Below are 25,842 nucleotides of genomic sequence, written 5' to 3' on the forward strand. Positions count from 1 at the left end.
GATTCCCTTTGAGCAGGTTTAGCGCGAACGGGAGTCGCGCGCAGTCGTGCAGAGTTGGGTCACATCGGCGAGTAAAGCATCAAGGGATGCCCCCGACAAATCGGCATCAACCGGTAGATACCACCAGTTGTCACGTGCAAAACTACGGCATTTTACTGCGTCTTTTTCGGTCATCAGCAGGCATTGATGAGTTTGCGTCAAACGCTGCAACTCCTCTTCGCTATAAGCATGGTGATCGGCAAACGCGATTTCTGCCACCGGCTGGATACCGTGCTGCTGCAACGTATTGAAGAACCGCGGCGGATGACCAATGCCGGCCATCGCCACCGTTTCTGGCAATTGTTCGAGGTTCGCTGTCTCACCGTTCATCAGATTGATCGCCTTACCGGGACGCAACGTCATGGCGATCTCACCGGCTTGCGCCTCTCCACCATTGACGATGATGGCATTGACGCTCTGCAGCCGGGATGCGCGCTCACGCATCGGACCTGCGGGCAGCCACCAGCCATTACCGAAGCGACGGACACCATCCACCACCACGATTTCACGATCGCGCTGCAACGCGTAATGTTGCAGCCCGTCGTCGGTAATGATTACATCCAGATCCTGTGCGGCCAGCAGCCCTTCTACCGCCATACGGCGTTGAGGTGCGACGGCTACCGGCACCTGAGTACGCTGCGCGATTAACACCGGCTCGTCGCCGGCTTGTGATGTCGGGGTATCGGCCGTCACCAGCAGGGGATAACGCTCAGCCTTTCCACCATAACCGCGTGAGACAACGCCAACGCGCAGGCCACGCTGTTGCAGCGCCTGAACCAGCCAAATCACCACCGGGGTTTTACCGTTGCCGCCAGCCGTCAGATTACCCACCACAATCACCGGGCAAGGCGCACGCCAGCTTTTACGCCAGCCACGCTGATAGCTGAGGCGTATCAAACTGCTGATTGCCCCATACAGCAAACTCAGTGGCCACAATAGTAGCCACAGTGGCGAGCGCCCGCTCCAGATGCGTTCAATCATTGACCAAACTGCAGTTTGTGAAGCTGAGCATAGGCACCCTTTTCGGCCAGCAGCGCGCTGTGCGTACCGCGCTCAACGATACGACCATCTTCGACGACCACTATTTCATCGGCTTTTTCGATGGTCGACAGGCGGTGTGCGATAACCAGCGAAGTGCGGTTTTTCTGCAGCTCATCCAGAGCGGCCTGAATCGCGCGCTCGGATTCGGTATCCAATGCTGAGGTCGCTTCATCTAGGATCAGAATCGGGCAATCACGCAGCAATGCGCGCGCGATGGCGATACGTTGGCGCTGGCCACCTGATAGCAACACGCCGTTCTCACCAATCACGGTATCCAGACCGTTGTCCATCTTCTTAATGAAGTCCATGGCGTGCGCCATAGTCGCTGCCTGTTCAATCTGTTCGCGGGTGTATTCACCATTGCGTGCATAAGCAATGTTATTGGCGATGGTGTCATTGAACAGATGGACATTCTGGGAAACCAGCGCCACCTGATTACGCAGGGAGCGCAAGGTATATTCGCGCAGATCGTGACCGTCGAGCAGAATTTCGCCGGCATCAATATCGTAGAAGCGGGTCAGCAGGCTCGCCATGGTCGATTTACCCGAACCAGAACGCCCTACCAGCGCCACCGTCTTGCCCTCTGGCAGCGACAGATTAATATCACGCAGCGCAGGCACTTCACGTCCCGGATAAGTGAAAGTCACATTGCGGAATTCCACATCGCCTTTGGCACGCGTGATTTCACGCTTGCCATTATCGATTTCCTGCTCGCTATCCAGAATTGAGAACAAGGTCTGACAAGCAGCCATACCGCGCTGGAACTGGGCGTTGACGTTAGTCAGTGACTTCAATGGGCGCATCAAGGCAATCATTGATGAGAACACCACGGTGATGGTACCGGCGGTGAGGGTTTCCATCACGCTAGGGAAACTGGCAGCGTAGAGCACGAACGCCAGGGCCAGAGAAGCAATCAGCTGAATGACCGGATCGGAAATGGAAGAGGCCGAAACCAGTTTCATGCCCTGCTGGCGCATTTTGTTGCTCACCAGCGAGAAACGCTGCGCTTCAACATCCTGGCCACCGAAGATCAGCACCTCTTTATGCCCTTTTAGCATCTGTTCCGCGCTGGTGGTGACTTGTCCCATGGTGTTCTGCATGTTTTTACTGATGCTGCGGAAGCGTTTGGACACCGTGCGAATCGCAAAGGAAACAATCGGCGCAAGGACAATCAAAATCAACGACAGCTGCCAGCTGTAGTAGAACATCATGATAAACAGGCCAATGATCGAGGCACCTTCGCGTACGACCGTCACCAGTGCACTGGAAGAGGACGAAGCAACTTGCTCGGAATCATAAGTGATGCGTGACAGCAATGTGCCGGTTGATTGCTGGTCAAAGAACGCCACGGGCATGCCCATCATGTGGCCAAACAAGCGGCGACGCATATTCATGACCACGTTGCCCGATACCCAAGAGATGCAATAACTGGAAATGTAGCTGGTCACGCCACGCACCAGCATCAGGCCAATCACCACCAGAGGCATCCAAAGCATGACGGAACGATCGGCCTTACCGAAGCCATCATCCAGTAAAGGTTTCAACAGCGACAACATTAAGGTATCGCCGGCCGCATTAAGAATCAGCGCCACCGCAGACACAAACAGTCCTGCTTTGTGCGGCGCAATCATCGGCCAGAGTCGGCGGAACGTTTGCCACGTTGAGAGATCTTTGTCTTGATGCATTATTTATTCACGCTGTTTGAAATAGCCGCTCATTCTACCTGGATTCACGTTTGACGCCAAACCACTGATGATACCAGCGAGGTTTTATTTGCTCCCTCAATCCCTTAATCTGCCATTCACCCTGCCGAATACCAATGTGGACCTGCCCGGATTGTGCCGTGTCATACCAGATATAGCCCTGTTGGCGATAGCGTTCCACCACTGCGGCGGCTGGCATGCGCCAGGCGTTATAGCGCGCTACCGATGCCACCGCGCCCTTTCCTGCAACACTACGTAACAGTAAAGGCCCCGAAGAGGTTCGGCTACCATGATGTGGGACCTGCATTAACGTACTGGTGAGCTGAGCTTTCTCTAATGCCACCAATTTTCTTTCTGCTTCTAACTCAATATCCCCGGTGAGCAGCAGACTGACAGCTCCATCGTCTACACGTACGACACAGGAGTCATTATTTTGCCCTTGCGTATTCCCTGCGGGTGGCCAGAGTGCCGTGAAGGTCAGTTTGCCCCATTGCCACTGCTCTCCTCGCTGACAGGGTAAATGCCCCGCTTCACCCAATGCACTGCGGATCATCATATTGGGATTGACCTGATGCAGTGAATTCAGCCCACCCCGATGATCCAGATGCTTATGACTTACCACCACCGTGTTTAGCTGTCGTCCCTTATACAGTAACCATGGCAGTATCACGCGCGCGCCCGCATCATCTTCATTCCAGCGTGGACCCGCATCGTACAACACCACTTCGTTACCCTGTGTAATAGCGATGGCCAGGCCATGGCCCACATCCAGCACATCAATCTGCCAGTCATCTTGCTCAGACTCATGACGCCATAACAGAAATGCCATTGCGCAGCCGCAGCAAAGCATCAGCGTGTTATTCAGCAAACCACTGCGCCACAGAAATAAACCACCCCATAGCAGGGCCACTGCGGGCAAGGCATCATTAAACGGCCACCATCCTGCTGGCAAGTATGCCAGACCCTGCATAACCTGATTGACAGAAAAATCCGCCAGCCGCCACAGCACCGAAGCGATGGGTTGTATGGGCAGCAAAAGCGCCAGCAGTATCAATGGAACGGTGAAAAGCGATATCACCGGCACCGCGATGAGGTTAGCGACCAGTGCACTGAGGCTGATTCCCTGAAATAAAAAAATCTGCAGAGGAGCCATCAGTATCATCATGCCGAGCTGTAAGTGCAGCAATCTCAGCGGCAGCCAGCGCCTGGCCTGACGGTAACGATCCGGCAAGGCAAACCACTGGAACCAGATGATTAACATGGCGACGGCAAGAGCAGAGAGCCAAAAGCTTTCAGATAAGACGGTGAGGGGATCAAGCCAGAGCAGTATACCCATGCAAAGTGTCCAAATCTGCCAGCCTGTTAACTGCCAGCCCGCGATTCTTATCGTGGTCCACAGTAGTAGCGCGACCAGCGCGCGCTGTGCTGGTGCATGGCTGCCCGACAGCCAGCAGTAGATTGTCGCGGTAATGATGCTCCCCATCAGTGGCAGCAGATAACCGATGGTGTGCGCAGGCTGCAGCAGCTGCAAGCCACGTACTATCATCCAGCCAACACTGGCCGCTAGCGCAATATGCATGCCGGAAATCGCCATTAAGTGTGCGGTTCCGGTCTCACGTAATAGTTGTCGCTGAGTTTTGGTCATGTTCTCACGTTCACCAAAAGCCAGCGCCTGCAAAATGGCAGATTGTTGCAGGTGTTCAAAAAGAGGTTGATGATGGCGCATAACCTCTGTTCGCAAATGACAATCCACAGATTCCGCCTGCTGGTTAATGATTCTCCCCTGCAAAGGCGTATGGTTTGCCAGCGCAAAACGTTGGGCATCAAACCCGCCTTCATTCAAGCGACCATGCACTGCACGCAAGCGTAAGGTCATTTTCCAGCGCTGCCCCGCACAATACCCCGATTCACCTGGCTCCGCATTGATACTGACAAACAAGGGCGGAAACTGATAGCGCTCACCCACACGAATAATCTGGGCTTTAAATTGCTGTTGATTTTCCTTCACATCAACAATACGCAGCGTCACTTCGGCTGGCGCCATTGAAAGCTGATCAATCACATTCAGCATCTGTCTCGCTTCCAGTAGCGCCCACGCCAGAAGCAGGATACCCATGCCAATAAGACGCAGCCCAGCCCAAGGCAGGGATGCCACAATCAGTGCTAATAGCACCATCACAGCAATCATTTCCATGGTCGGTATTTGAGGTAGCAAACCTAATGGTAGCGCTGCCAGGATCATGATTCTGGCTAATGCAATCCCTGTTATACGCATCACTTTTCTCCCGCAATGGGCACCAGTTTGCGTGCAATTGGCAGGAATAGCTTTCAGGAATGGGGAGAGCTGGATTACGGATGCCAAAAAATCGGCGTGGTTTTCATTGTTGATGTGGGTTTAGGAATTATGTTCACAACAATGAATTTAGAGCAAAAAAAACGACACCCGGAGGTGTCGCTTTGTCGTTCGGTAACGGCTTAGCCGTAGATATTTGCACGGTCACGCAATTCTTTGCCCGGCTTGAAGTGGGGAACGTATTTACCTTCCAGATCCACTTTGTCACCCGTTTTCGGGTTACGACCAGTGCGCGGTGCGCGGTAGTGCAAAGAAAAGCTGCCGAATCCCCGGATTTCAATGCGCTCGCCCTGTGCCAACGTAGTGGCCATGTGCTCGAGCATCTCTTTAACTGCATCCTCAACGACTTTCGCCGGAATATGAGTATGCTGTCCAGCAAGTCTTTCAATAAGTTCTGACTTGGTCATGTAACCTCCGGTTAATCCTTAATGGGAAAGGTATGACAGCTTTTACCGAAACCGGACGATTGACATCGTCCGGTGCCTCGGGTCGATTACTCGCCTTTAGCCGCTTTGAACGCTTCAGCCATAGCGCTAGAGAAGTTGCTTTCTTCCTGTTTGGTGTTAACAGTGTTGATAGCTTCTTTCTCATCAGCCTGGTCTTTAGCACGAACAGACAGGCTTACAACGCGGTTCTTACGATCAACGCCGGTGAATTTAGCTTCAACGTCGTCACCAACACTCAGAACCAGAGTTGCGTCTTCGATACGGTCCAGTGAAGCTTCTGAAGCGCGCAGGTAACCTTCAACGCCATCAGCCAATTCTACTGTAGCACCTTTAGCGTCTACTGCAGTGACTTTACCGTTAACGATAGCGCCTTTCTTGTTCAGGGTGATGTAGTTGTTGAATGGATCTTCAGCCAACTGCTTCACGCCCAGAGAGATGCGCTCGCGCTCTGCATCAACCTGCAGTACAACAGCAGCGATTTCGTCGCCTTTTTTGTACTCACGAACGGCTTCTTCGCCAGTCGCGTTCCAGGAGATGTCTGACAGGTGAACCAGACCGTCGATGCCACCGTCCAGGCCGATGAAGATACCGAAGTCAGTGATTGACTTGATTTTACCTTCAACGCGATCGCCTTTGTTGTGGGTCTCAGCGAACTGCTGCCATGGGTTGTTTTTGCACTGCTTCAGACCCAGGGAGATACGACGACGTTCTTCGTCGATGTCCAGAACCATAACTTCAACAACATCGCCCACGTTAACAACTTTAGATGGGTGAATGTTTTTGTTGGTCCAGTCCATTTCAGAAACGTGTACCAGGCCTTCAACGCCTTCTTCGATTTCAACGAAGCAGCCGTAATCGGTCAGGTTGGTTACACGGCCAGTCAGCTTGGTGCCTTCTGGGTAACGCTTAGCGATAGCAACCCATGGATCTTCGCCCAGCTGTTTCAGGCCGAGGGATACACGAGTACGCTCGCGGTCGAATTTCAGCACTTTAACAGTGATTTCGTCGCCCACGTTGACGATTTCGCTCGGATGCTTAACGCGTTTCCAAGCCATGTCAGTGATGTGCAGCAGGCCGTCAACGCCACCCAGATCCACGAATGCGCCGTAGTCAGTGAGGTTCTTAACGATACCTTTAACTTCCATGCCTTCCTGCAGGTTTTCCAGCAGCTGATCGCGTTCAGCGCTGTTTTCAGATTCGATAACTGCGCGGCGAGAAACCACCACGTTGTTACGTTTCTGATCAAGCTTGATGACTTTGAACTCAAGCTCTTTGCCTTCCAGGTGCAGAGTATCGCGAACCGGACGAACGTCAACCAGTGAACCTGGCAGGAACGCACGAATACCGTTCAGCTCAACTGTGAAGCCACCTTTAACTTTGCCGTTGATAACACCGGTAACAGTTTCAGCTTCTTCGTAAGCTTTTTCCAGCGTGATCCAAGCTTCGTGACGCTTAGCTTTCTCACGGGACAGCAGGGTTTCACCGAAGCCGTCTTCAACTGCGTCAAGCGCAACGTCAACTTCGTCGCCAACCTGGATTTCCAGTTCGCCGGCTGCGTTCTTGAATTGCTCTGCAGGAATTGCAGACTCAGATTTCAGACCCGCATCAACCAGGACTACGTCTTTGTCGATAGAGACAACAACGCCACGAACGATGGAACCCGGACGGGTTTCGATTTCTTTCAGTGATTCTTCAAATAGTTGAGCAAAAGATTCAGTCATATTGATAATCTTAGGATTCTTCAATTTAACGTCCACCTGACGTCATTGTCGGATGGGGTTGTTTCACATGCCCAGCACCGGGTCCCTGGTACAGGGTTACAACAATTCAGTTACCGAATAGATTAAATGCCCAGCTTGTGGCGGGCATAATCAAGTGCCTTTTCAATCACTTGCTCAATGGACATACTGGTCGAATCCAGCACCAGAGCATCAGCGGCAGGCACTAAAGGCGCGATTGCACGATTACGATCGCGGTCGTCGCGTTCCTTTATCTCGGATAAAAGGCGATCAAAGTTAACATTAAAGCCCTTCTCCTGCAACTGTAGCATACGTCGATGAGCACGCTCTTCTGAACTTGCATCAAGGAAGATTTTTACCGGTGCATCGGGGAACACGACTGTGCCCATATCACGGCCATCTGCAATTAAGCCCGGCTCTTCACGGAATGCTCGCTGACGACGCAGCAATGCTTCACGCACGCGTGGGAAGGCAGCAACCCGCGAAGCCGTATTACTCACTTCCTGCGTGCGGATTTCACCGGTCACATCCTCACCTTCTAAAATGACCTGCATCTCACCTTCTACGGACAAGAAACGTACGTCAAGGTGAGCGGCCATAGGCACTAATGCTTCTTCGGATTCAATATCCACCTGATGATGAAGTGCAGCCAATGCAAGTACGCGATAAATGGCACCAGAATCCAGCAAGTGCCACTGCAATGACTCCGCCATCGCTTTACACAAAGTCCCTTTACCTGCGCCACTTGGGCCATCAATGGTAATTACCGGGGCGATTGCCGTCATTGTTCTCTCCTGTTGCTGCGTGCTTATTATCAGCCTTCTTGGCTGTTTGAATGCGCGGCATTATACGCTGCCCGCGTCAGGTTAGTTACCCTTTAGCGTAGACAGCGCCAGAATTTTAGACAGATTCAGAAGAATTTCCGCCCAATAAGGCCACAATAGAGCGAGGAAACCCGGCACAAGCGTACCGGGTAGCGGGATCAATAAGTCTGGCTGATTTTAGCCAACTGCTGGAAGTAATCCGGGAAGGTTTTAGCTGTGCAGCCTGGATCAAGAATGGTGACAGGCGTGTCCGATAACGCCACGAGAGCAAAGCACATCGCCATACGGTGATCGTTATAAGTGCCAATATCCGCATGCTGAAGCTGAGCCGGTGGAGTGACACGAATGAAATCGTGACCTTCTTCTACTTCCGCACCCACTTTGCGCAATTCGGTCGCCATCGCCGCTAAACGGTCGGTCTCTTTTACGCGCCAGTTGTAAATGTTACGCATCAAGGTCGTGCCTTCCGCGAACAACGCCGTGGTGGCAATGGTCATCGCCGCATCAGGAATATGGTTCATGTCCATATCAATCGCGGAGAGAGAACCTCGTGTGCAGGCAATATAGTCATCACCCCATTCAATCACCGCACCCATTTTTTCCAGCACATCGGCAAAACGGATGTCGCCCTGAACGCTATTACGGCCAATCCCGGTTACGCGAACCGTTCCACCTTTAATGGCAGCGGCGGCGAGGAAATAAGAGGCAGATGAGGCATCGCCCTCCACCAGATAATCGCCCGGAGATTGATACTGTTGCTGGCCTTTCACCACAAAGCGCTGGTAGTTCTGGTTATCGACTTCGACACCAAAACAACGCATCAGGTGCAGTGTAATATCAATGTACGGCTTAGAAACCAGATCACCTTTGATGGTAATCACAGTGTCTTTCGGTGCCAGAGGCGCGGTCATCAGCAATGCTGTCAGGAACTGGCTGGAAACACTACCGTCCACACTGACTTCACCACCGACAAACCCGCCGTTCAGACGCAGCGGCGGATAATCCGTCTGCTCCAGGTAATCAATATTGGCTCCGCCCTGACGCAGCGCATCCACCAAATGACCAATTGGGCGCTCTTTCATGCGTGGTTCGCCAGTCAGTACAATCGACTGTTGACCCAGGCACAGTGCGGCAGCCAGCGGACGCATGGCAGTACCAGCGTTGCCCAGAAAGAGTTCCAGAGCCTGATCACTGTGCAGCGGACCTGCATTTCCCACCACTTCGCACACGGTACGATCAGCAGAGAGCGTGTAGTTAACGCCCAGCGCCTTCAGCGCATTCAGCATGTGTTTGACATCATCGCTATCCAGCAAATTGGTCAGGCGAGTTGTGCCATTTGCCAACGCAGCCAGTAACAATGCGCGGTTAGAAACGCTTTTTGAACCCGGTAAGTTTACCGTGCCGTCAACGCGAGCAATCGGTTGTAGAGTCAGGGAGTCCTGCATGTGAAACCAAATCTCCAGAAAAGACAAAACCCCGTGATAGAACGGGGCCAGTGGCCAGCCAGGCTGGCCTGTGTTGATTAATTAGCCGTGACGACGTTCAAAGTCGATCATGAACTCAGTCAGGGCTTTCACCCCTTCCAGCGGCATCGCATTGTAGATCGATGCACGCATACCGCCAACCACGCGATGCCCTTTCAGTGCATGCAGGCCAGCCTGCAGTGACTCGTCAAGGAACACCTTATCCAGCGCGGCATCAGCCAGCTGGAACGGCACGTTCATACGTGAACGGTTCGCAGCAGCAACATCGTTACGGTAGAAGCTGCTGTTATCAATGACGCCATACAGCAAGTCAGCTTTTGCCTGATTAACCTTATCCATCTCAGCAACACCCCCCTTCTCTTTCAGCCATTTAAATACCAGGCCAGAGAGGTACCAGGCAAAAGTCGGCGGTGTGTTGAACATGGATTCGTTTTCAGCCAGTACCTTGTAATCAAGGATAGATGGCACATAACGCTGCGCCTTGCCCAGCAGATCATCACGCACCACCACCAGCGTTAATCCCGCTGGGCCGATGTTTTTCTGAGCGCCTGCGTAGATCACACCGTAACGGCTGACATCAATAGGACGAGACATGATGGTTGAAGAAAGATCAGCCACCACGACTTTGTCACCAAAGTCAGGCTCTTCATCGATAGCAATACCATCAATGGTTTCATTCGGGCAGAAATGCACATAGGCGGCATCATCGTTCAACTGCCATTCACGCATTGGTAACAAAGCACGTTTACCGTCAAGCGTGGTTTTGACGTCGATGGTGTTCGGAGAGCAATATTTTTCCGCTTCTTTGATCGCGCTGTGTGCCCAGTAACCACCATCAATGTAGTCAGCGGATTTCGCATCACCTAACAGGTTACCAGGGATAGCTGCGAACTGCGCGCGAGCGCCGCCATGGCAGAATAAAACTTTGTAGTTCGATGGGATCTTCAGCAGATCGCGAAAATCCTGTTCTGCGGCTTCAGCGACAGCAATGAACTCTTTACTGCGATGGCTGATCTCCATTACAGAGGTGCCTAATCCGTGCCAGTTTGTCAGTTCTTGTTCTGCACGACGGAGCACTTCTACCGGCAGCATCGCTGGGCCGGAGCTAAAATTATAAACCTGCGTCATTTCCCCTCACCACTGTCATATCGAACGGTTATGAATACCGTATCGGTTTTATCATTGCCTCCGAATGGCTGCAATCATTAATCCGATAGCGATCACAATTCCGGGGCGGGCTCCACCGCAGCTTATGTCATAAATGCAATAAGCCACGGAATTATGTGAGGGAGTTTCCCGAACTAAAATCAGAATGCTGCCAGGTGATGAAATAGCCGTGACAATACCGCGATAAATTTAGACCACTGAATAGCGAAGCAGGCGCAAAACCCGTATCATTGCGCGCTTTACGCCCACCCCATCGACTTGAGAGAGCGCCAACATGACGCAAACGTTTATTCCAGGAAAAGACGCCGCACTGGAAGACTCCATCGCACGTTTCCAGCACAAACTGCAGGACCTGGGCTTCAACATTGAAGAAGCCTCCTGGCTGAACCCGGTTCCACACGTCTGGTCTGTGCATATCCGCGATCGCGACTGCCCGCTGTGCTTTACCAATGGTAAAGGTGCCAGTAAGAAAGCGGCACTGGCTTCGGCGTTAGGCGAATATTTTGAGCGTCTCTCAACCAACTACTTCTTCGCCGATTTCTGGCTCGGTCAGTCCATCGCCAACGGCGATTTCGTTCACTACCCGAATGAGAAGTGGTTCCCATTGACCGACGATGACAGCTTGCCAGCAGGGATTCTGGATGCGCGTCTGCAGAAATTTTACGATCCTGAAGATAGCCTGAGCGCCTCAGATCTGATTGACCTGCAGTCAGGTAATGTTGACCGTGGTATCTGCGGCCTGCCATTTACCCGTCAATCCGACCAGCAGACGGTCTACATCCCGATGAACATCATCGGCAACCTGTATGTTTCTAACGGCATGTCTGCCGGTAACACCGCGAACGAAGCGCGTGTACAGGGCCTGTCTGAAGTCTTTGAGCGCCACATTAAAAACCGCATTATCGCTGAGTCAATTAGCCTGCCAGAAATCCCTGCTGAAGTGATGCAGCGCTACCCCGGCGTGATTGAGGCGATTGAACGTCTGGAAGCCGAAGGTTTCCCAATCTTCTCTTACGATGCTTCACTGGGCGGCAAGTACCCGGTTATCTGCCTAGTGTTGTTCAACCCGGCCAACGGCACTTGCTTTGCTTCATTCGGCGCGCACCCAGACTTTGGTGTGGCATTGGAACGTACCGTTACTGAACTGCTCCAGGGCCGTGGACTGAAAGACCTGGATGTCTTCACCCCACCAACCTTCGATGATGAAGAAGTGGCTGAACACGCCAACCTGGAAACCCACTTTATCGATTCAAGTGGTTTAATCTCCTGGGACATGTTCAAAGACGATGCGGATTATCCTTTCGTCGACTGGAGCTTCTCAGGCAGCACGCATGAAGAGTTTGATACGCTGATGGCCATCTTCCGCGCGGAAGATCAAGAGGTTTACATCGCGGATTATGAGCATCTGGGCGTTTACGCCTGCCGTATCATCGTACCGGGCATGTCAGATATTTATCCGGCAGAAGACCTGTTATTGGCCAACAACAGCATGGGCGCGCCGCTGCGTGAAACCTTGCTGGCGCTGCCAGCCAGTGAGTGGGAACCGGAAGCGTATCTGAACCTCATCGAGCAGTTGGATGAAGAAGGTCATGACGACTTCACTCGCGTCCGTGAGCTGCTGGGTCTGGCGTCAGGTAAAGACAATGGCTGGTACACCCTGCGTATTGGCGAGTTGAAAGCCATGCTGGCATTGGCGGGCGGAGATCTGGATCAGGCTCTGATCTGGACGGAGTGGACCATGGAGTTCAACCAGTCAATCTTCAGCGCCGAACGCGCCAACTATTACCGTTGCCTGCAAACCCTGCTGTTGCTCGCCATGGAAGAAGAACGCGATCCGCTGCAATATCATCGTGCCTTTGTGCGGATGTATGGCGAAGCCGCTGTTGATGCCGCTTCTGCAGCGATCAGCGGTGAAGCGCCATTCTACGGCTTGCAGGCAGTGGACCTCGATCTGAAAGCCTTCCCGGCGCATCAGGCCCTGCTGGCCGCCTATGAAAAACTGCAGGCAGCAAAGCGCAACTACTGGTCGAAGTAATATTCACGAACGCTTAGCGCGATATTTTTGCTAACGTAGAGAATGGCACTGATTAATCCCGGTGCCATTTTTTTTGCTTCACATTGTCATACTCAACATTGAATATTGATAATTAACAATTCAGTTTCATTGGTTAAACTGAATTAACATTGAGTCACTCTCAAAGACCAATCGTTAAACTTATTTTGCATAAATTAAAAAATTTTTAGTTTATATAATTCAACAAGTTAAGTGTATATTCTTTAATTTAACGCCTCGCTTACCCCGTACCTCCCTGCCATTTATGATCCACATCAATTCCTGACCTATACTCCTTTGTTAGTATCTTTACAGACAATTTCAGGAGAGCGTTAGTGTGAAAGCTGACAACCCTTTTAATGCATTATTACCCGCGGCCATGGCGAAAGTTGCTGAAGATGCCGGCGTCTATAAAGCCACTAAACATCCTTTAACCACCTTCTTCTTAGCCATCACTGCTGGCGTATTTATTTCTATCGCGTTTGTTTTCTACATTACTGCCACCACGGGCAGTGGCGCCATGCCCTACGGTATTGCGAAACTGATTGGCGGTATTTGCTTCTCATTGGGTTTGATGCTGGTTGTGGTTTGTGGCGCGGACCTGTTCACTTCGACGGTTTTGATTGTGGTGGCGAAAGCCAGCGGGCGCATCACCTGGATGCAACTCGGTCGTCATTGGCTGAATGTCTATATCGGTAACCTGTTTGGTGCGCTGTTCTTTGTCGCGCTGATTTGGTTAGCAGGTGAACATATGGTTGCCAATGGCGCGTGGGGGTTGAATGTCCTGCAAACCGCCGACCACAAAATGCATCACACGTTTATTGAAGCCGTTAGCCTCGGCACACTCGCTAACCTGATGGTTTGCCTGGCGGTGTGGATGAGTTACTCCGGCCGCAGTCTGTTCGACAAAATGTTCGCCATGATTTTGCCCGTCGGGATGTTCGTCGCCAGCGGCTTTGAGCACAGCATCGCCAACATGTTTTTGGTTCCGATGGCAATCGTCATTCGCGACTTCGCCAGCCCGGAATTCTGGCAAATGGCCGGTTCCAGCGCCGCACAGTTCCCCTCTCTCAGCGTTGGCGACTTTATTGTTAATAACCTCATTCCAGTGACAATCGGCAACATTATCGGTGGCGGATTGTTAGTCGGTTTGACCTACTGGGTCATCTATCTGCGCGGTGATGATCCGGTGCATTAAGAAATTAAAACGGGCGTGCCCGAGGGCGCGTCATCGTCAGAGTCTCCCTAAATAAGGCAGGTATATCATGTCCGAACTTAACGAAAAAATGGCGTCAGCCTGGGAAGGATTTAGCGCCGGCGAATGGCAGAACGGTGTCAACGTCCGTGACTTTATCCAGAAAAACTACACCCCCTATGAAGGTGACGAATCTTTCCTCGCGGGCGCCACACCAGCCACCACTAAACTGTGGGACAGCGTGCTGGAAGGTATCAAGATTGAGAACCGCACTCATGCACCGGTTGATTTCGATACCGACCTGGCTTCAACCATCACTTCACATGATGCGGGTTATATCAATAAGTCGCTGGAGACCATTGTAGGTCTGCAGACTGAAGCACCGCTGAAACGCGCCATTATCCCATTTGGCGGCATCAAAATGGTCGAAGGTTCTTGCAAAGTTTATGGCCGTGAACTCGACCCTGCCCTGAAAAAAGTCTTCACCGACTATCGTAAAACCCATAACCAGGGCGTGTTCGATGTCTATACTCCGGACATTCTGCGCTGCCGTAAATCCGGTGTATTGACTGGTCTGCCAGATGCTTATGGTCGTGGTCGTATCATCGGTGACTATCGCCGCGTGGCGCTGTACGGCATCGATTATCTGATGAAAGATAAAGTGGCGCAGTTCAATTCACTGCAAAGCGATATGGAAAATGGTGTCAATCTTGAAGCCACTATCCGCCTGCGTGAAGAAATCTCCGAGCAACACCGTGCGCTTGGTCAGATTAAAGAAATGGCAGCCAAATACGGCTCTGATATTTCTCTGCCCGCGACCACAGCGCAAGAGGCTGTACAGTGGACCTACTTCGGCTATCTGGCCGCTGTGAAATCACAGAACGGCGCCGCGATGTCATTCGGTCGCGTATCCACCTTCCTCGATGTTTATATCGACCGTGATATTAAAGCGGGCAAACTGACTGAAGAAGGCGCGCAGGAGTTAATTGACCACCTGGTGATGAAACTGCGTATGGTGCGTTTCCTGCGTACCCCAGAATATGACGAATTGTTCTCAGGTGACCCAATCTGGGCAACCGAGTCTCTGGCCGGTATGGGTGTCGATGGCCGTACTTTAGTCACCAAAAGTACCTTCCGCTTCCTGAATACCTTGTACACCATGGGCCCGTCACCGGAACCTAACATGACCATTCTGTGGTCAGAAAAACTGCCGGTTAACTTCAAAAAATATGCAGCTAAAGTCTCTATCGATACGTCTTCATTGCAGTATGAGAATGACGATCTGATGCGTCCTGACTTTGATAACGATGACTACGCGATCGCCTGCTGTGTGAGCCCAATGATTGTCGGCAAACAGATGCAATTCTTCGGCGCCCGCGCCAACCTGGCTAAAACACTGCTGTATGCAATCAACGGTGGCGTGGACGAAAAACTGAAAATGCAGGTTGGCCCGAAAGAAGCGCCAATCACTGATGAAATTCTGGATTTCGACATTGTGATGGCACGTCTGGATCACTTCATGGATTGGCTGGCTAAACAGTATGTCACCTCATTGAATATCATCCATTACATGCATGATAAGTACAGCTACGAAGCTTCACTGATGGCGCTGCATGACCGTGACGTCTATCGTACCATGGCGTGTGGTATCGCAGGCTTGTCAGTGGCGGCGGATTCCCTCTCTGCCATTAAATATGCCAAAGTAAAAACCGTGCGTGATGCGGATGGTCTGGCCGTAGATTTCGAGATTGAAGGCGAGTATCCGCAGTTTGGTAACAACGATTCACGTGTCGATGATATGGCGTGTGACCTGGTTGAACGTTTCATGAAGAAAATTCAGAAACTGCAAACCTATCGTAATGCGGTGCCAACGCAGTCGGTGCTCACCATCACCTCTAACGTGGTATACGGTAAGAAAACCGGTAACACCCCTGACGGTCGTCGTGCAGGTGCGCCATTCGGTCCAGGTGCTAACCCAATGCACGGTCGCGATCAGAAAGGTGCGGTGGCTTCTCTGACTTCGGTAGCCAAACTGCCGTTTGCCTATGCTAAAGATGGTATTTCTTACACCTTCTCCATCGTGCCTAATGCACTCGGTAAAGATGATAATGTGCGTAAAACCAACCTTGCGGGCTTGATGGATGGCTATTTCCACCATGAAGCCAATATCGAGGGGGGTCAGCACCTTAACGTCAACGTTATGAACCGTGAGATGCTGCTGGATGCGATGGAACATCCTGAGAAATATCCTCAGCTGACCATTCGTGTTTCCGGTTATGCGGTGCGCTTTAACTCGCTGACCAAAGAGCAGCAGCAGGATGTGATTACCCGTACGTTCACTCAGTCCCTGTAATCCTCACTGAAATGTCAAGGCTCCTGCGGGAGCCTTTTCTCCACAAGTCTGTTTTGCCAGTTTGCTTTCGCTGGCAGCCTCGCAAAATCGACTTTAATCCAAGAGCACAACACAGATTGTGCCGCCTGATGTTGAGGCTAACCCGGAGAATACATCGCAATGTCAACCATCGGTCGTATCCACTCATTTGAATCCTGCGGCACCGTTGACGGTCCCGGCATCCGTTTTATCACCTTCTTCCAGGGCTGTCTGATGCGCTGCCTCTACTGCCATAATCGCGACACCTGGGACACTCACGGTGGCAAAGAAGTCACAGTGGATGACCTGATGAAAGATGCACTGTCGTATCGTCACTTTATGAATGCCTCTGGCGGAGGAGTAACGGCATCAGGAGGGGAAGCAATCTTACAAGCCGAGTTTGTGCGTGATTGGTTCCGTGCCTGTAAGGCAGAAGGCATTCACACCTGCCTGGATACCAACGGCTTTGTACGTCGTTACGATCCGGTGATTGACGAACTGCTGGATGCCACCGATCTGGTGATGCTCGACCTAAAACAAATTAATGATGATGTGCACCAGATTCTGGTTGGCGTCTCTAATCATCGCACCCTCGATTTCGCGCGCTATCTGCAGAAGAAAGGCAAACGTACCTGGATTCGCTTTGTGGTCGTGCCTGGCTATTCCGATGATGATGACTCTGCCCATCGACTGGGTGCATTCACTAAGGATATGGAGAACGTCGAGAAAATTGAGCTGCTACCCTACCATGAGTTAGGTAAGCACAAATGGATTGCCATGGGAGAAGAGTACAAGCTGGATGGGGTAAAACCACCCAGTAAAGAGACGATGGAACGGGTCAAAAATATTCTGGCAGGATATGGTCACGAAGTGATGTACTGACAAAAAAGGGAGCTTACCGCTCCCTTTTTTCATTGGTTCATTCAGATATTAAGCATGTGCGATTGGCGTGGCATGCTGGTCAGCTTTACGCAGCAGCATCACCAGATAGACCAGTGCCACAGCGGCAATCATCACAAACAGCAAACGGTCAGAGTAATTTTGCATCAGCATCGATGTCATACCCGGCCCGACCAGGCTGCCGATGGTGTAGCTAAACAACAGCGCCTGATTCATGGCAACCAGCTCATGATGCGCAACGGTTTCGCATGCCCATGACATCGCCACTGGATAGAGCGTGAAGCCAGCCAGCCCCAAAACAAACAGTGCAGGCGCCATGGCAGTATCGCCCAACATGGCGATGGCACCCAGAATCACCACAAACACCTGAACGCGCAACACCATCAGGCGCCCAAAACGGTCGGCAAGACGTCCCACCGGCCACTGACCGACAATGCCCGAACTCACCAGCAGCGCCATCCAGTAACCCACATTGGCATCACTCATTCCCCGATGCGACAGATACAACGGCATCAGACCATACAGTGAGCCCAGTACGATACCGGAAATAATGCAGCCGTTGATGCCCAGACGCGAGCTGCGACGGCGCAACATGGTCCAGATGCGACCGGTAGAAGCCTCTTCAGTCGCTGAGCTGGCATTAACACGCAGGAAGACCACTGGCAGCACGGCGCAGACGATCAGCGCGGTGACCCATGGAATGACATGCAGAAGTTCAGTCGACACGCGGCTCACCAGCAACTGGCCTGCAACTGTACCGAGATAATAGATAATCATATAGGCAGCCAACAACTGACCGCGATTACGCACTGTACCGCTGCACAGCAACGCACTCTCCACCACCACCCAGATCAGCGCACAACCGACACCCGCAACAAAACGCAGCGCAGTCCAGCTGTAGAAACCCTCTAAAAGTGCCATTCCCATGGTCGCTACGGCAAACAGCGCACTGGCCAGATAAAAACAGCGATTAAAGCCATAGCGGTTGATCAACCAGCCTGCGAGCAGCGTCCCCAGCAGATTGCCGGTGTAATAGGCTGAACTGGCCATACCCACCTGCCATGTCGGCAGTTGATCATGAGTAAGCCAAAGCGGTACCAGCGTATTCAGCACAGCAATAGACACCGTCATGAGCATTAAGCCGCAAAGCAGCAACACGACGGGGCGCGACCAGGTAGACATAGGGATTAAAAACCAAAGAAATGAAGATAATTGCGCGCAGTTTGCCATTCGCTATTTTAAAGTCAACGGGCAAAAAATCACCGCCGCACAATTTGCTGCTGAACAATTTATTATTTTTATCTTCAGCAGTTTAGAGGAGATATATCATTATAAAAACTCAATGCTATCTGCATGAATTTATGGATTTTAGTGTTTTGAGGAAGTCTGCTGACGATAACGTTTATTTCTGATTAATTCTTACTAAAAAATAATCGGCTTAAGCTAAAAACAAAAAACCCGGCATTGCCGGGTTTTACTATCAGAAAGCTGGGGTTAACCAATGATTTCCAATCCGCCCATATAAGGACGCAGCACTTCTGGTACTTCGATACGGCCGTCAGCCTGCTGGTAGTTTTCCAGCACCGCAACCAGCGTACGACCTACCGCCAGTCCTGAACCGTTAAGCGTATGTACCAGACGCGGTTTCTTATCAGTTTTACTGCGGCAGCGAGCCTGCATGCGACGCGCCTGGAAATCCCACATGTTGGAACAAGAGGAGATCTCACGATAGGTATCCTGCGCCGGCAACCATACTTCCAGATCGTAGGTTTTGGCTGAACCAAAGCCCATATCGCCAGTGCACAGCAGTACTTTACGGTATGGCAGATTCAGCAATTGCAGCACTTTCTCGGCGTGGCCAACCAGCTCTTCCAGTGCGTCCATTGACGTTTCTGGCGCAACAATGTGCACCATCTCAACTTTATCGAACTGGTGCATACGGATCAGACCACGCGTGTCGCGTCCATAAGAACCCGCTTCAGAACGGAAGCATGGCGTGTGCGCAGTGAGTTTAATCGGCAGATTTTCTTCTTCCACGATCTCATCACGCACCAGGTTGGTCAGCGGCACTTCCGCCGTCGGGATCAGTGCGTAGTTGCTGCTGCCCGCTTCTTCACCCAAAGGCTTGGTGTGGAACAGGTCTTCACCAAACTTAGGTAATTGACCCGTTCCAAACAGCGTCTCATGGTTAACCAGATACGGCACGTAGGTTTCCAGATACCCGTGCTGCTGAGTATGCAGATCAATCATGAACTGGCTAAGCGCACGGTGCAGGCGAGCAATTTGCCCCTGCATCACGATAAAGCGTGAACCGGTCAGTTTCACTGCGGCAGCGAAATCCAGGCCTTTAACCGCTTCACCCAACTCAACGTGGTCTTTTACCGGGAAATCGAACTGGCGGGGCTGGCCCCAGCGGCTGACTTCCTGATTCTCAGTATCATCTTTACCCAGCGGCACTTCATCGACCGGCAAGTTAGGCAACGAGAGGGCAAAATCGCGGATGGTATTTTGCAGTGTATCCAGCTCAACCTTCGCCGCATCCAGGCGTTCGCCCAACACGTTCACTTCCTGACGCAGTGGCTCGATGTCTTCCCCACGCGCTTTGGCCTGACCGATGGATTTGGATCGGGAATTACGCTCTGCCTGCAGATTTTCAGTTTCTACCTGCAGTACTTTACGACGCTCTTCGAGCGAGCGCAGCGTTTCCACATCCAGTTTGAATCCTCGGCGTGCCAGTTTTTCAGCGACTGCGTCTGGCTCATTACGCAGCAGATTGGGATCGAGCATGCTTATCCTGTGTAATTAAGGTTGATTGAACGAATGAAGGGATGCATCCCACTGGAATGCATTGAAATACTTGCTCACCTTACCGTAAGGCGTTTATCAGCGGTAGCGTTTTATCGGGCTATTTTGATCCTGTTCAGCCAACCAGGCGAGTTTTTCGCCGATTTTCCCCTCAAGCCCCCGATTGGTGGGTTGATAGTAGCGCGTTTGCGCCATTTCAGGCGGGAAGAACACCTCTCCGGCCGCATAAGCATTGGGTTCGTCATGTGCATAACGATACTCTTTGCCCAGCCCCATCTCTTTCATTAATTTGGTGGGTGCATTGCGCAGGTGCTCAGGCACATCGTAATCCGGGAATTCTCGCGCATCGCGCATGGCCGCCTTGAACGCGGTATAAACCGCATTACTTTTGGGTGCGCAGGCCAGATAAACAATCGCCTGGGCTATGGCGCGCTCGCCTTCAGCAGGCCCGACGCGGGTGAAACAGTCCCATGCCGAAATAGCCACCTGCATACCACGTGGATCGGCGTTGCCCACATCTTCCGAAGCTATCGCCAGTAAACGGCGTGCAACGTACAACGGATCACCCCCGGCCGTGATGATGCGGGCATACCAGTAGAGAGCGGCGTCCGGCGCCGAACCGCGCACGGATTTATGCAGCGCCGAAATCAGGTCGTAGAAACGATCGCCTTTGTTATCAAACCGCGCCGCCCTTTCTCCTGAGACTTCATTCAGCAACTGTGGCGTCAGCTCACGCTTTCCTTGCGCATTGCTCTCTGCCATATCCGCCATCATTTCCAGCGTATTCAGCGCACGACGCGCATCCCCGTTAACCAACTCAGCAATCATACGCCGGGTGTTGTCCGGCAGCAGAATGTCGCTATTACCGTACCCTCGCGCACTGTCCTCCATCGCCTGGGTGAGCACCTGTTCAATATCTTCAGTGGTGAGCGATTTCAGCAGATAGACGCGAGCACGCGATAGCAGTGCCGAGTTGAGTTCAAAAGATGGATTTTCGGTGGTCGCACCGATAAAGGTAATGGTGCCATCTTCAATATGGGGCAGGAATGCATCCTGCTGGCTTTTATTGAAACGATGAACCTCATCCACAAACAGGATGGTACGGCGGCCCAGTTGACGATTCTGCCGGGCGCGCTCGATGGCTTCACGAATCTCTTTCACGCCGGATGTCACGGCAGAAATTCGCTCAACATCCGCCTTGCCATAGTGCGCAATAATCTCTGCCAGCGTTGTTTTCCCTGTTCCTGGCGGCCCCCACAAAATCATTGAGTGCAGATGCCCGGCTTCAATCGCGCGCGGCAGCGGTTTACCCGCCGCCAGCAGATGCTGTTGCCCGATATACTGCTGCAATGTGGCTGGCCGCATACGCGCGGCCAGCGGCTGGAACTCATTTGAAGAGGCGAAATCCAGGGACAGGTTACTCACCGCGACCTCACTGACGTTGATCGTCCACCGTTACCCCTTTTGGCGGTGTAAAGGTGAACTTATCTGGGCTAATCGCACCGTTTTTCTGGCTCTTCAGCTGATAATCACTGTGTTGACCATCTTGCTCAATCGCACTGAATTTGTTGATGGTTCCGGATGCAGAAACATTGATGGTGAATTGCTTCAGGTTGCCATCGCTGCTTTTTGGCGTCAGCTCGAAATTATCACCCTGCTGCTTGATGTTGTACTGCTGCCAGTCGCTTGGCTGATTACGGGCAATCAGCATAAACGGCGTATTGCTGGTGGCGTTCTGCAGCAGGCTAACGCTGGCTTGCTCAACAAACGGATTATAGAACCACAGGTTTTTGCCATCGGAGATAATCACGCTTTCGTCTGGCGCGGTCATATGCCAGTTGAATAAACTTGGGCGTTTAACCCACAGTTCACCTTCACCATCCTGCACATTCGCACCGCTGCCATCTGTCACTTTCTGGCTAAAGCTGGCATGGAAGCTGTTCACTTTGTTCAGACGCTGCTGCAAATCGCTCGACGCATCCGCCAATACCGACGAAGAAACAAAACCGGCCAGCAGGCCGCAGGCAATAACGCGTAATTTCATCTGATTCGATTCCTTATTCATGGTTTCCCGACACTTACTGCATTAAACGTAGTTGCCGCTCTGTCTGTTCGACAGAAGAAAAAGCCGAAAGCTCCCATCGATATGGGGATCGTTCTGCAGATAAACAACGGGCCAGTGTTAACTGGCCCAGAAGTAAGTCATGGCGTGCGCTAGATTACATCTCGTGCGGCGGCGGTGATAGCACCTCGCGGTTACCATTATGGCCCGGTTCAGAAACAATACCCTGCGCTTCCATCTGTTCAATGATGCGCGCTGCACGGTTGTAACCAATACGGAACTGGCGCTGAACACCGGAGATAGAGGCGCGACGTTTCTCGACCACAAATGAGACCGCCTGATCGAATAGCGGATCAAGCTCTTCATCACCATCAAGACCGCCCGCTGCACTCTCGCTCTCTTCACCCGCGGTAATGCTGTCGATGTATTGCGGACGTCCACGCGCTTTCCAGTCCTGCACTACCGCATGCACTTCCTGATCGCGCACGAAGGCACCATGGACACGCACCGGCATTGAGGAGTTAGGCGGCATGTAAAGCATATCACCCATCCCCAACAGTGATTCCGCGCCGCCTTGATCAAGAATGGTACGTGAGTCAATTTTACTGGACACCGTAAAGGCGATGCGCGTTGGGATGTTGGCTTTGATCAAGCCGGTAATCACATCTACCGACGGACGCTGCGTTGCCAGCACCAGGTGAATACCCGCCGCACGCGCTTTCTGTGCCAGGCGAGCAATCAACTCTTCAACTTTCTTGCCCACCGCCATCATCAGGTCAGCGAATTCATCCACCAACACTACGATGTACGGCAGTTTTTCCAGCACAGGCGGCGTGGTCTCCATACTGTCACCCGGCTTCCAGAACGGATCTGGAATTGGGCGCCCCATGGCAGCAGCCTGCTCAATTTTCTCGTTGTAACCGGCAAGGTTACGCACGCCCAGAGCAGACATCAGCTTGTAGCGGCGTTCCATCTCACCCACACTCCAGCGCAGCGCGTTCGCCGCATCTTTCATGTCGGTGACCACCTCAGTCAGCAAATGCGGAATGCCTTCGTAGACGGAGAGCTCCAGCATTTTCGGGTCGATCATGATAAAGCGCACTTCTTCTGGTGTGGCTTTATACAGCATGCTGATGATCATGGTGTTCACACCAACCGACTTACCGGAACCGGTCGTACCAGCAACCAGCAGGTGCGGCATCTTCGCCAGATCGGCCACCACCGGTTGACCCGAGATATCTTTACCCAGCACCACCGACAGCGGTGACGGGTTATCGCGGAACTTGTCACAATCCAGCACTTCGCGCAGATAGACGGTTTGCCTATGTTTGTTCGGTAATTCCAGGCCGACATAAGGTTTGCCAGGAATCACTTCAACCACACGCACCGCGACAGCTGAAAGCGAACGAGCCAAATCGCGCGACAGGTTAGAAATACGCGCAGCTTTCACGCCAGGAGCAAGATCCAGCTCAAAGCGGGTGATCACCGGACCTGGTGAAATACCGACGACTTCGGCTTTCACACGATAATCGGCCAGACGCGCTTCAACCAATCGTGCTGTCTGCTCAAGCGCGAACATATCCACCGGCTCTTCTTCCGAAGGCGGAGAGGTCAGCAAATCAAGCGTCGGCAGCGGCGTAGAAGGCTTTTCCAACGGACGTTCATGACGAACCAGGAATGGATGGAACAGGCTATCTTGCGCAGGGGCGGCCGGTTGAGGCGCTTCTGCTGGCGCAGCATAGCTTTCGGTCTCGGATGACGACCATGGGCTATTGTGCTCATTCAGCGATGGCATGGCTTCTGGCTGCGGTGCGGCAGGTTGTTGCCACTGCGCAGGTGCTTTGGATTGTGGTGCGGCAGGTTGTTGCCACTGCGCAGGCGCTTCGGATTGTGGTGCAGCAGGTTGTTGCCACTGCGCAGGCGCTTCCGGCTCAGGCGTTGCAGCGATGGTAAACAATGGCTCGCTTGGGCCGTCATCGACCAAATCTTTCATTGGCGAAAAATCAAAGGCTGATGAAGTATCAAGGTTAAATACAGGGCCTTCATTGGTTTCAGATTGCTGATAGCGTTGTTGCTGCTGAGCTGCAAACTGATTGGCCAACTGCGCCTGATGTAAAGCCTCTTCATCTTCTTCGACTTGATGCTGTCCGCTTTCTGCATAACGCTGCTGTTGCTGAGATGCAAACGCTTCGCGCAGGTGTGCTTCCTGCAAGGCGGTATCCTCTTCATGATCCTGTGAGGGTTCATGATAGGTCGCTGTCATTTCAGGCAACAGCTGCTCGGCTTCTTCGCGCGCTTTGTCTTCTGCCATACGCTGTGACGGCAACTTAATGCCGTAAGAAGCCAGTTCACGACGTGTTGGCAGTTTAATTTTGTTCGGACGCGGCAATTCAGGGCCAATACCCTGCTTCACCTGCGGATTGTAATCACGCTCCGGCACCACATCGAAGGCTGGTGTATACGCAGAAGCCGTTTTCGCAGCAGCTGCCCCCACTGCTGCGGCTGCCGCAGTGTTCAGAGAAGCAGATGATTGAGCGGCATCCTGCCAGTTCCCCATGCGTGGCCCTTCATCGTCATCAACGGGTGAAAACGCTGAGGGTGCCGGTTCGCCCGGAACTTCAAAGCGATACAGCGGCGGTGCGGGTTGAATAACCGGTTCAGGCGCAGGCGGTACCGCAACAGGTGCTACTGCCGCAGGCACCTCAGGGGTATGAGCAACAGGTGCCGCTTCGGCGGGTGCATTGACCACGGGTGACGGCACAACGGGCGCCTGGTGTGCAGCTTCGGCGGTCACCGCAATGGCCGCGGCTGTCGCGGCACTGGCTTTGGCTAGCAGAGGATCATCCGGCAGCTGTTCGGCGATAGGCTCAGCCACCTTACGCGGTTTAGCCAGCAGAACGTCATCATCGTCATCATGCGATTGCGCAGCACGCAGTGAAGGCGCAGCATGTTCGGCATGCTCTTCCTCTTCTTCGTACTCCTCTTCTTCCTGCCAGGGTTCGTCATGACGAGAGCGGTTGCTGGCGAAGGTCAGTACGCCCATCACCACGCTCCCGATTTTTTCGGCGATGGTTAGCCACGACCAGCCCGTGTATAAGGTTATGCCTGCCGCCCACACGCAGATCAGCGTCAAAGTGCCGCCGGCAGAACTAAACCAGGGCGCCATCGCATTACTGACGAGGCTGCCAATTACACCGCCCGAAGCAAAGTACCAGATGTCATCAACGTTCAGCGCAGCTAAACCACAAGTGGTCACCACCAGCGCCAGCACGCCAATCAGGCGTAAGCCCACCGCAAAGTAATCGATGTAATCCTGGCGATCGCGCTGACGGAATGTAATCCAGCACAAACCAATGATGACCGGAGGAATGGCATACGCCATCACGCCGAAAATGAATAAGAGCGTATCCGCCAGCCATGCGCCGACACTACCGCCCAAATTATGGATCGGTTCATGCCAGGCGGTCTGCGACCAGCTTGGATCGGAAGGATTGAAGCTAACCAGCGACACCATCAAATAGATGGCGAACAGGGCCACAAGGATGAGCAACGCTTCCAGCAGCCTGCGTCCACTGCTCAGCGGTTGTAACGAAACGTCTTTATCTTCTGTATATTCCTGGCTCAAGAGAACTCTCCAGGTGCCTGTAAATTAAGAAGGCA

General features: G+C 52.5%; 18 protein-coding genes. 5 read left to right on the forward strand and 13 right to left on the reverse strand.

All coding sequences use genetic code 11. The features are described from left to right. Positions 1-18 precede the first annotated feature (18 nt). The 8 genes from lpxK to serC all read right to left on the reverse strand — a co-directional run bounded on the left by lpxK (position 19) and on the right by serC (position 10,757). Positions 19-1,020, reverse strand: coding sequence for a tetraacyldisaccharide 4'-kinase (gene lpxK / locus LH22_RS15105; protein WP_038647815.1), 1,002 nt, complete (start codon positions 1,018-1,020; stop codon positions 19-21). After that, positions 1,017-2,765 (reverse strand): lipid A ABC transporter ATP-binding protein/permease MsbA, encoded by a 1,749-nt coding sequence (gene msbA / locus LH22_RS15110; protein ID WP_038647817.1) that lies wholly within the window; start codon positions 2,763-2,765, stop codon positions 1,017-1,019. The genes lpxK and msbA overlap by 4 nt, the downstream gene beginning before the upstream one ends. A 34-nt stretch (positions 2,766-2,799) precedes the next feature. Beyond that, positions 2,800-5,058 (reverse strand): DNA internalization-related competence protein ComEC/Rec2, encoded by a 2,259-nt coding sequence (locus LH22_RS15115; protein WP_038647819.1) that lies wholly within the window; start codon positions 5,056-5,058, stop codon positions 2,800-2,802. Positions 5,059-5,258: 200 nt separating this feature from the next. Beyond that, on the reverse strand, positions 5,259-5,543 hold the full coding sequence (gene ihfB, locus LH22_RS15120) for an integration host factor subunit beta (protein ID WP_003849360.1): 285 nt from the start codon (positions 5,541-5,543) through the stop codon (positions 5,259-5,261). Positions 5,544-5,629: 86 nt separating this feature from the next. Continuing rightward, a complete protein-coding gene (gene rpsA, locus LH22_RS15125; protein WP_034820570.1) occupies positions 5,630-7,303 on the reverse strand; it encodes a 30S ribosomal protein S1 in 1,674 nt (557 codons plus the stop codon). A gap of 122 nt (positions 7,304-7,425) precedes the next feature. Beyond that, positions 7,426-8,106, reverse strand: coding sequence for a (d)CMP kinase (gene cmk, locus LH22_RS15130; protein ID WP_038647821.1), 681 nt, complete (start codon positions 8,104-8,106; stop codon positions 7,426-7,428). A gap of 197 nt (positions 8,107-8,303) precedes the next feature. Then, the gene (aroA, locus tag LH22_RS15135; protein ID WP_038647823.1) at positions 8,304-9,590 is read right to left on the reverse strand and encodes a 3-phosphoshikimate 1-carboxyvinyltransferase; all 1,287 of its coding nucleotides are present in this window, start codon (positions 9,588-9,590) and stop codon (positions 8,304-8,306) included. Between the two features lie 81 nt (positions 9,591-9,671). After that, the gene (gene serC, locus LH22_RS15140) at positions 9,672-10,757 is read right to left on the reverse strand and encodes a 3-phosphoserine/phosphohydroxythreonine transaminase (RefSeq protein ID WP_038647825.1); all 1,086 of its coding nucleotides are present in this window, start codon (positions 10,755-10,757) and stop codon (positions 9,672-9,674) included. A gap of 313 nt (positions 10,758-11,070) precedes the next feature. Between serC and ycaO the strand changes: the two genes are divergently transcribed. The 4 genes from ycaO to pflA all read left to right on the forward strand — a co-directional run bounded on the left by ycaO (position 11,071) and on the right by pflA (position 17,297). Then, complete coding sequence (ycaO, locus tag LH22_RS15145; RefSeq protein ID WP_038647827.1) at positions 11,071-12,831, forward strand: 30S ribosomal protein S12 methylthiotransferase accessory factor YcaO; 1,761 nt, start codon at positions 11,071-11,073, stop codon at positions 12,829-12,831. Positions 12,832-13,186: 355 nt separating this feature from the next. Next, positions 13,187-14,047, forward strand: a complete 861-nt coding sequence (gene focA, locus LH22_RS15150) for a formate transporter FocA (RefSeq protein ID WP_038647829.1) — start codon at positions 13,187-13,189, stop codon at positions 14,045-14,047. 67 nt (positions 14,048-14,114) lie between these two features. Beyond that, the gene (pflB, locus tag LH22_RS15155) at positions 14,115-16,397 is read left to right on the forward strand and encodes a formate C-acetyltransferase (protein WP_038647831.1); all 2,283 of its coding nucleotides are present in this window, start codon (positions 14,115-14,117) and stop codon (positions 16,395-16,397) included. A gap of 159 nt (positions 16,398-16,556) precedes the next feature. Next, positions 16,557-17,297, forward strand: a complete 741-nt coding sequence (pflA, locus tag LH22_RS15160) for a pyruvate formate lyase 1-activating protein (RefSeq protein WP_038647833.1) — start codon at positions 16,557-16,559, stop codon at positions 17,295-17,297. 48 nt (positions 17,298-17,345) lie between these two features. On the opposite strand, the gene LH22_RS15165 is transcribed toward pflA, so the two are convergent. After that, positions 17,346-18,497, reverse strand: a complete 1,152-nt coding sequence (locus LH22_RS15165) for an MFS transporter (protein ID WP_038647835.1) — start codon at positions 18,495-18,497, stop codon at positions 17,346-17,348. On the opposite strand from LH22_RS15165, the gene LH22_RS20755 reads away from it, so the two are divergent. Beyond that, positions 18,445-18,672 (forward strand): hypothetical protein, encoded by a 228-nt coding sequence (locus LH22_RS20755; RefSeq protein ID WP_167540441.1) that lies wholly within the window; start codon positions 18,445-18,447, stop codon positions 18,670-18,672. The genes LH22_RS15165 and LH22_RS20755 overlap by 53 nt on opposite strands. A gap of 137 nt (positions 18,673-18,809) precedes the next feature. On the opposite strand, the gene serS is transcribed toward LH22_RS20755, so the two are convergent. The 4 genes from serS to LH22_RS15185 form a co-directional block, all read right to left on the reverse strand. Continuing rightward, a complete protein-coding gene (gene serS / locus LH22_RS15170) occupies positions 18,810-20,102 on the reverse strand; it encodes a serine--tRNA ligase (RefSeq protein ID WP_034820608.1) in 1,293 nt (430 codons plus the stop codon). 96 nt (positions 20,103-20,198) lie between these two features. Next, the gene (locus LH22_RS15175; protein WP_038647837.1) at positions 20,199-21,545 is read right to left on the reverse strand and encodes a replication-associated recombination protein A; all 1,347 of its coding nucleotides are present in this window, start codon (positions 21,543-21,545) and stop codon (positions 20,199-20,201) included. 7 nt (positions 21,546-21,552) lie between these two features. After that, a complete protein-coding gene (gene lolA, locus LH22_RS15180) occupies positions 21,553-22,164 on the reverse strand; it encodes an outer membrane lipoprotein chaperone LolA (protein WP_034820613.1) in 612 nt (203 codons plus the stop codon). A 175-nt stretch (positions 22,165-22,339) separates the two neighbouring features. Then, the gene (locus tag LH22_RS15185; protein WP_038647839.1) at positions 22,340-25,807 is read right to left on the reverse strand and encodes a DNA translocase FtsK 4TM domain-containing protein; all 3,468 of its coding nucleotides are present in this window, start codon (positions 25,805-25,807) and stop codon (positions 22,340-22,342) included. Between the last annotated feature and the right edge of the window lie 35 nt (positions 25,808-25,842).

The sequence above is a fragment of the Pantoea rwandensis genome, assembly GCF_000759475.1.
GTDB classification, from domain to species: Bacteria; Pseudomonadota; Gammaproteobacteria; order Enterobacterales; family Enterobacteriaceae; genus Pantoea; species Pantoea rwandensis_B.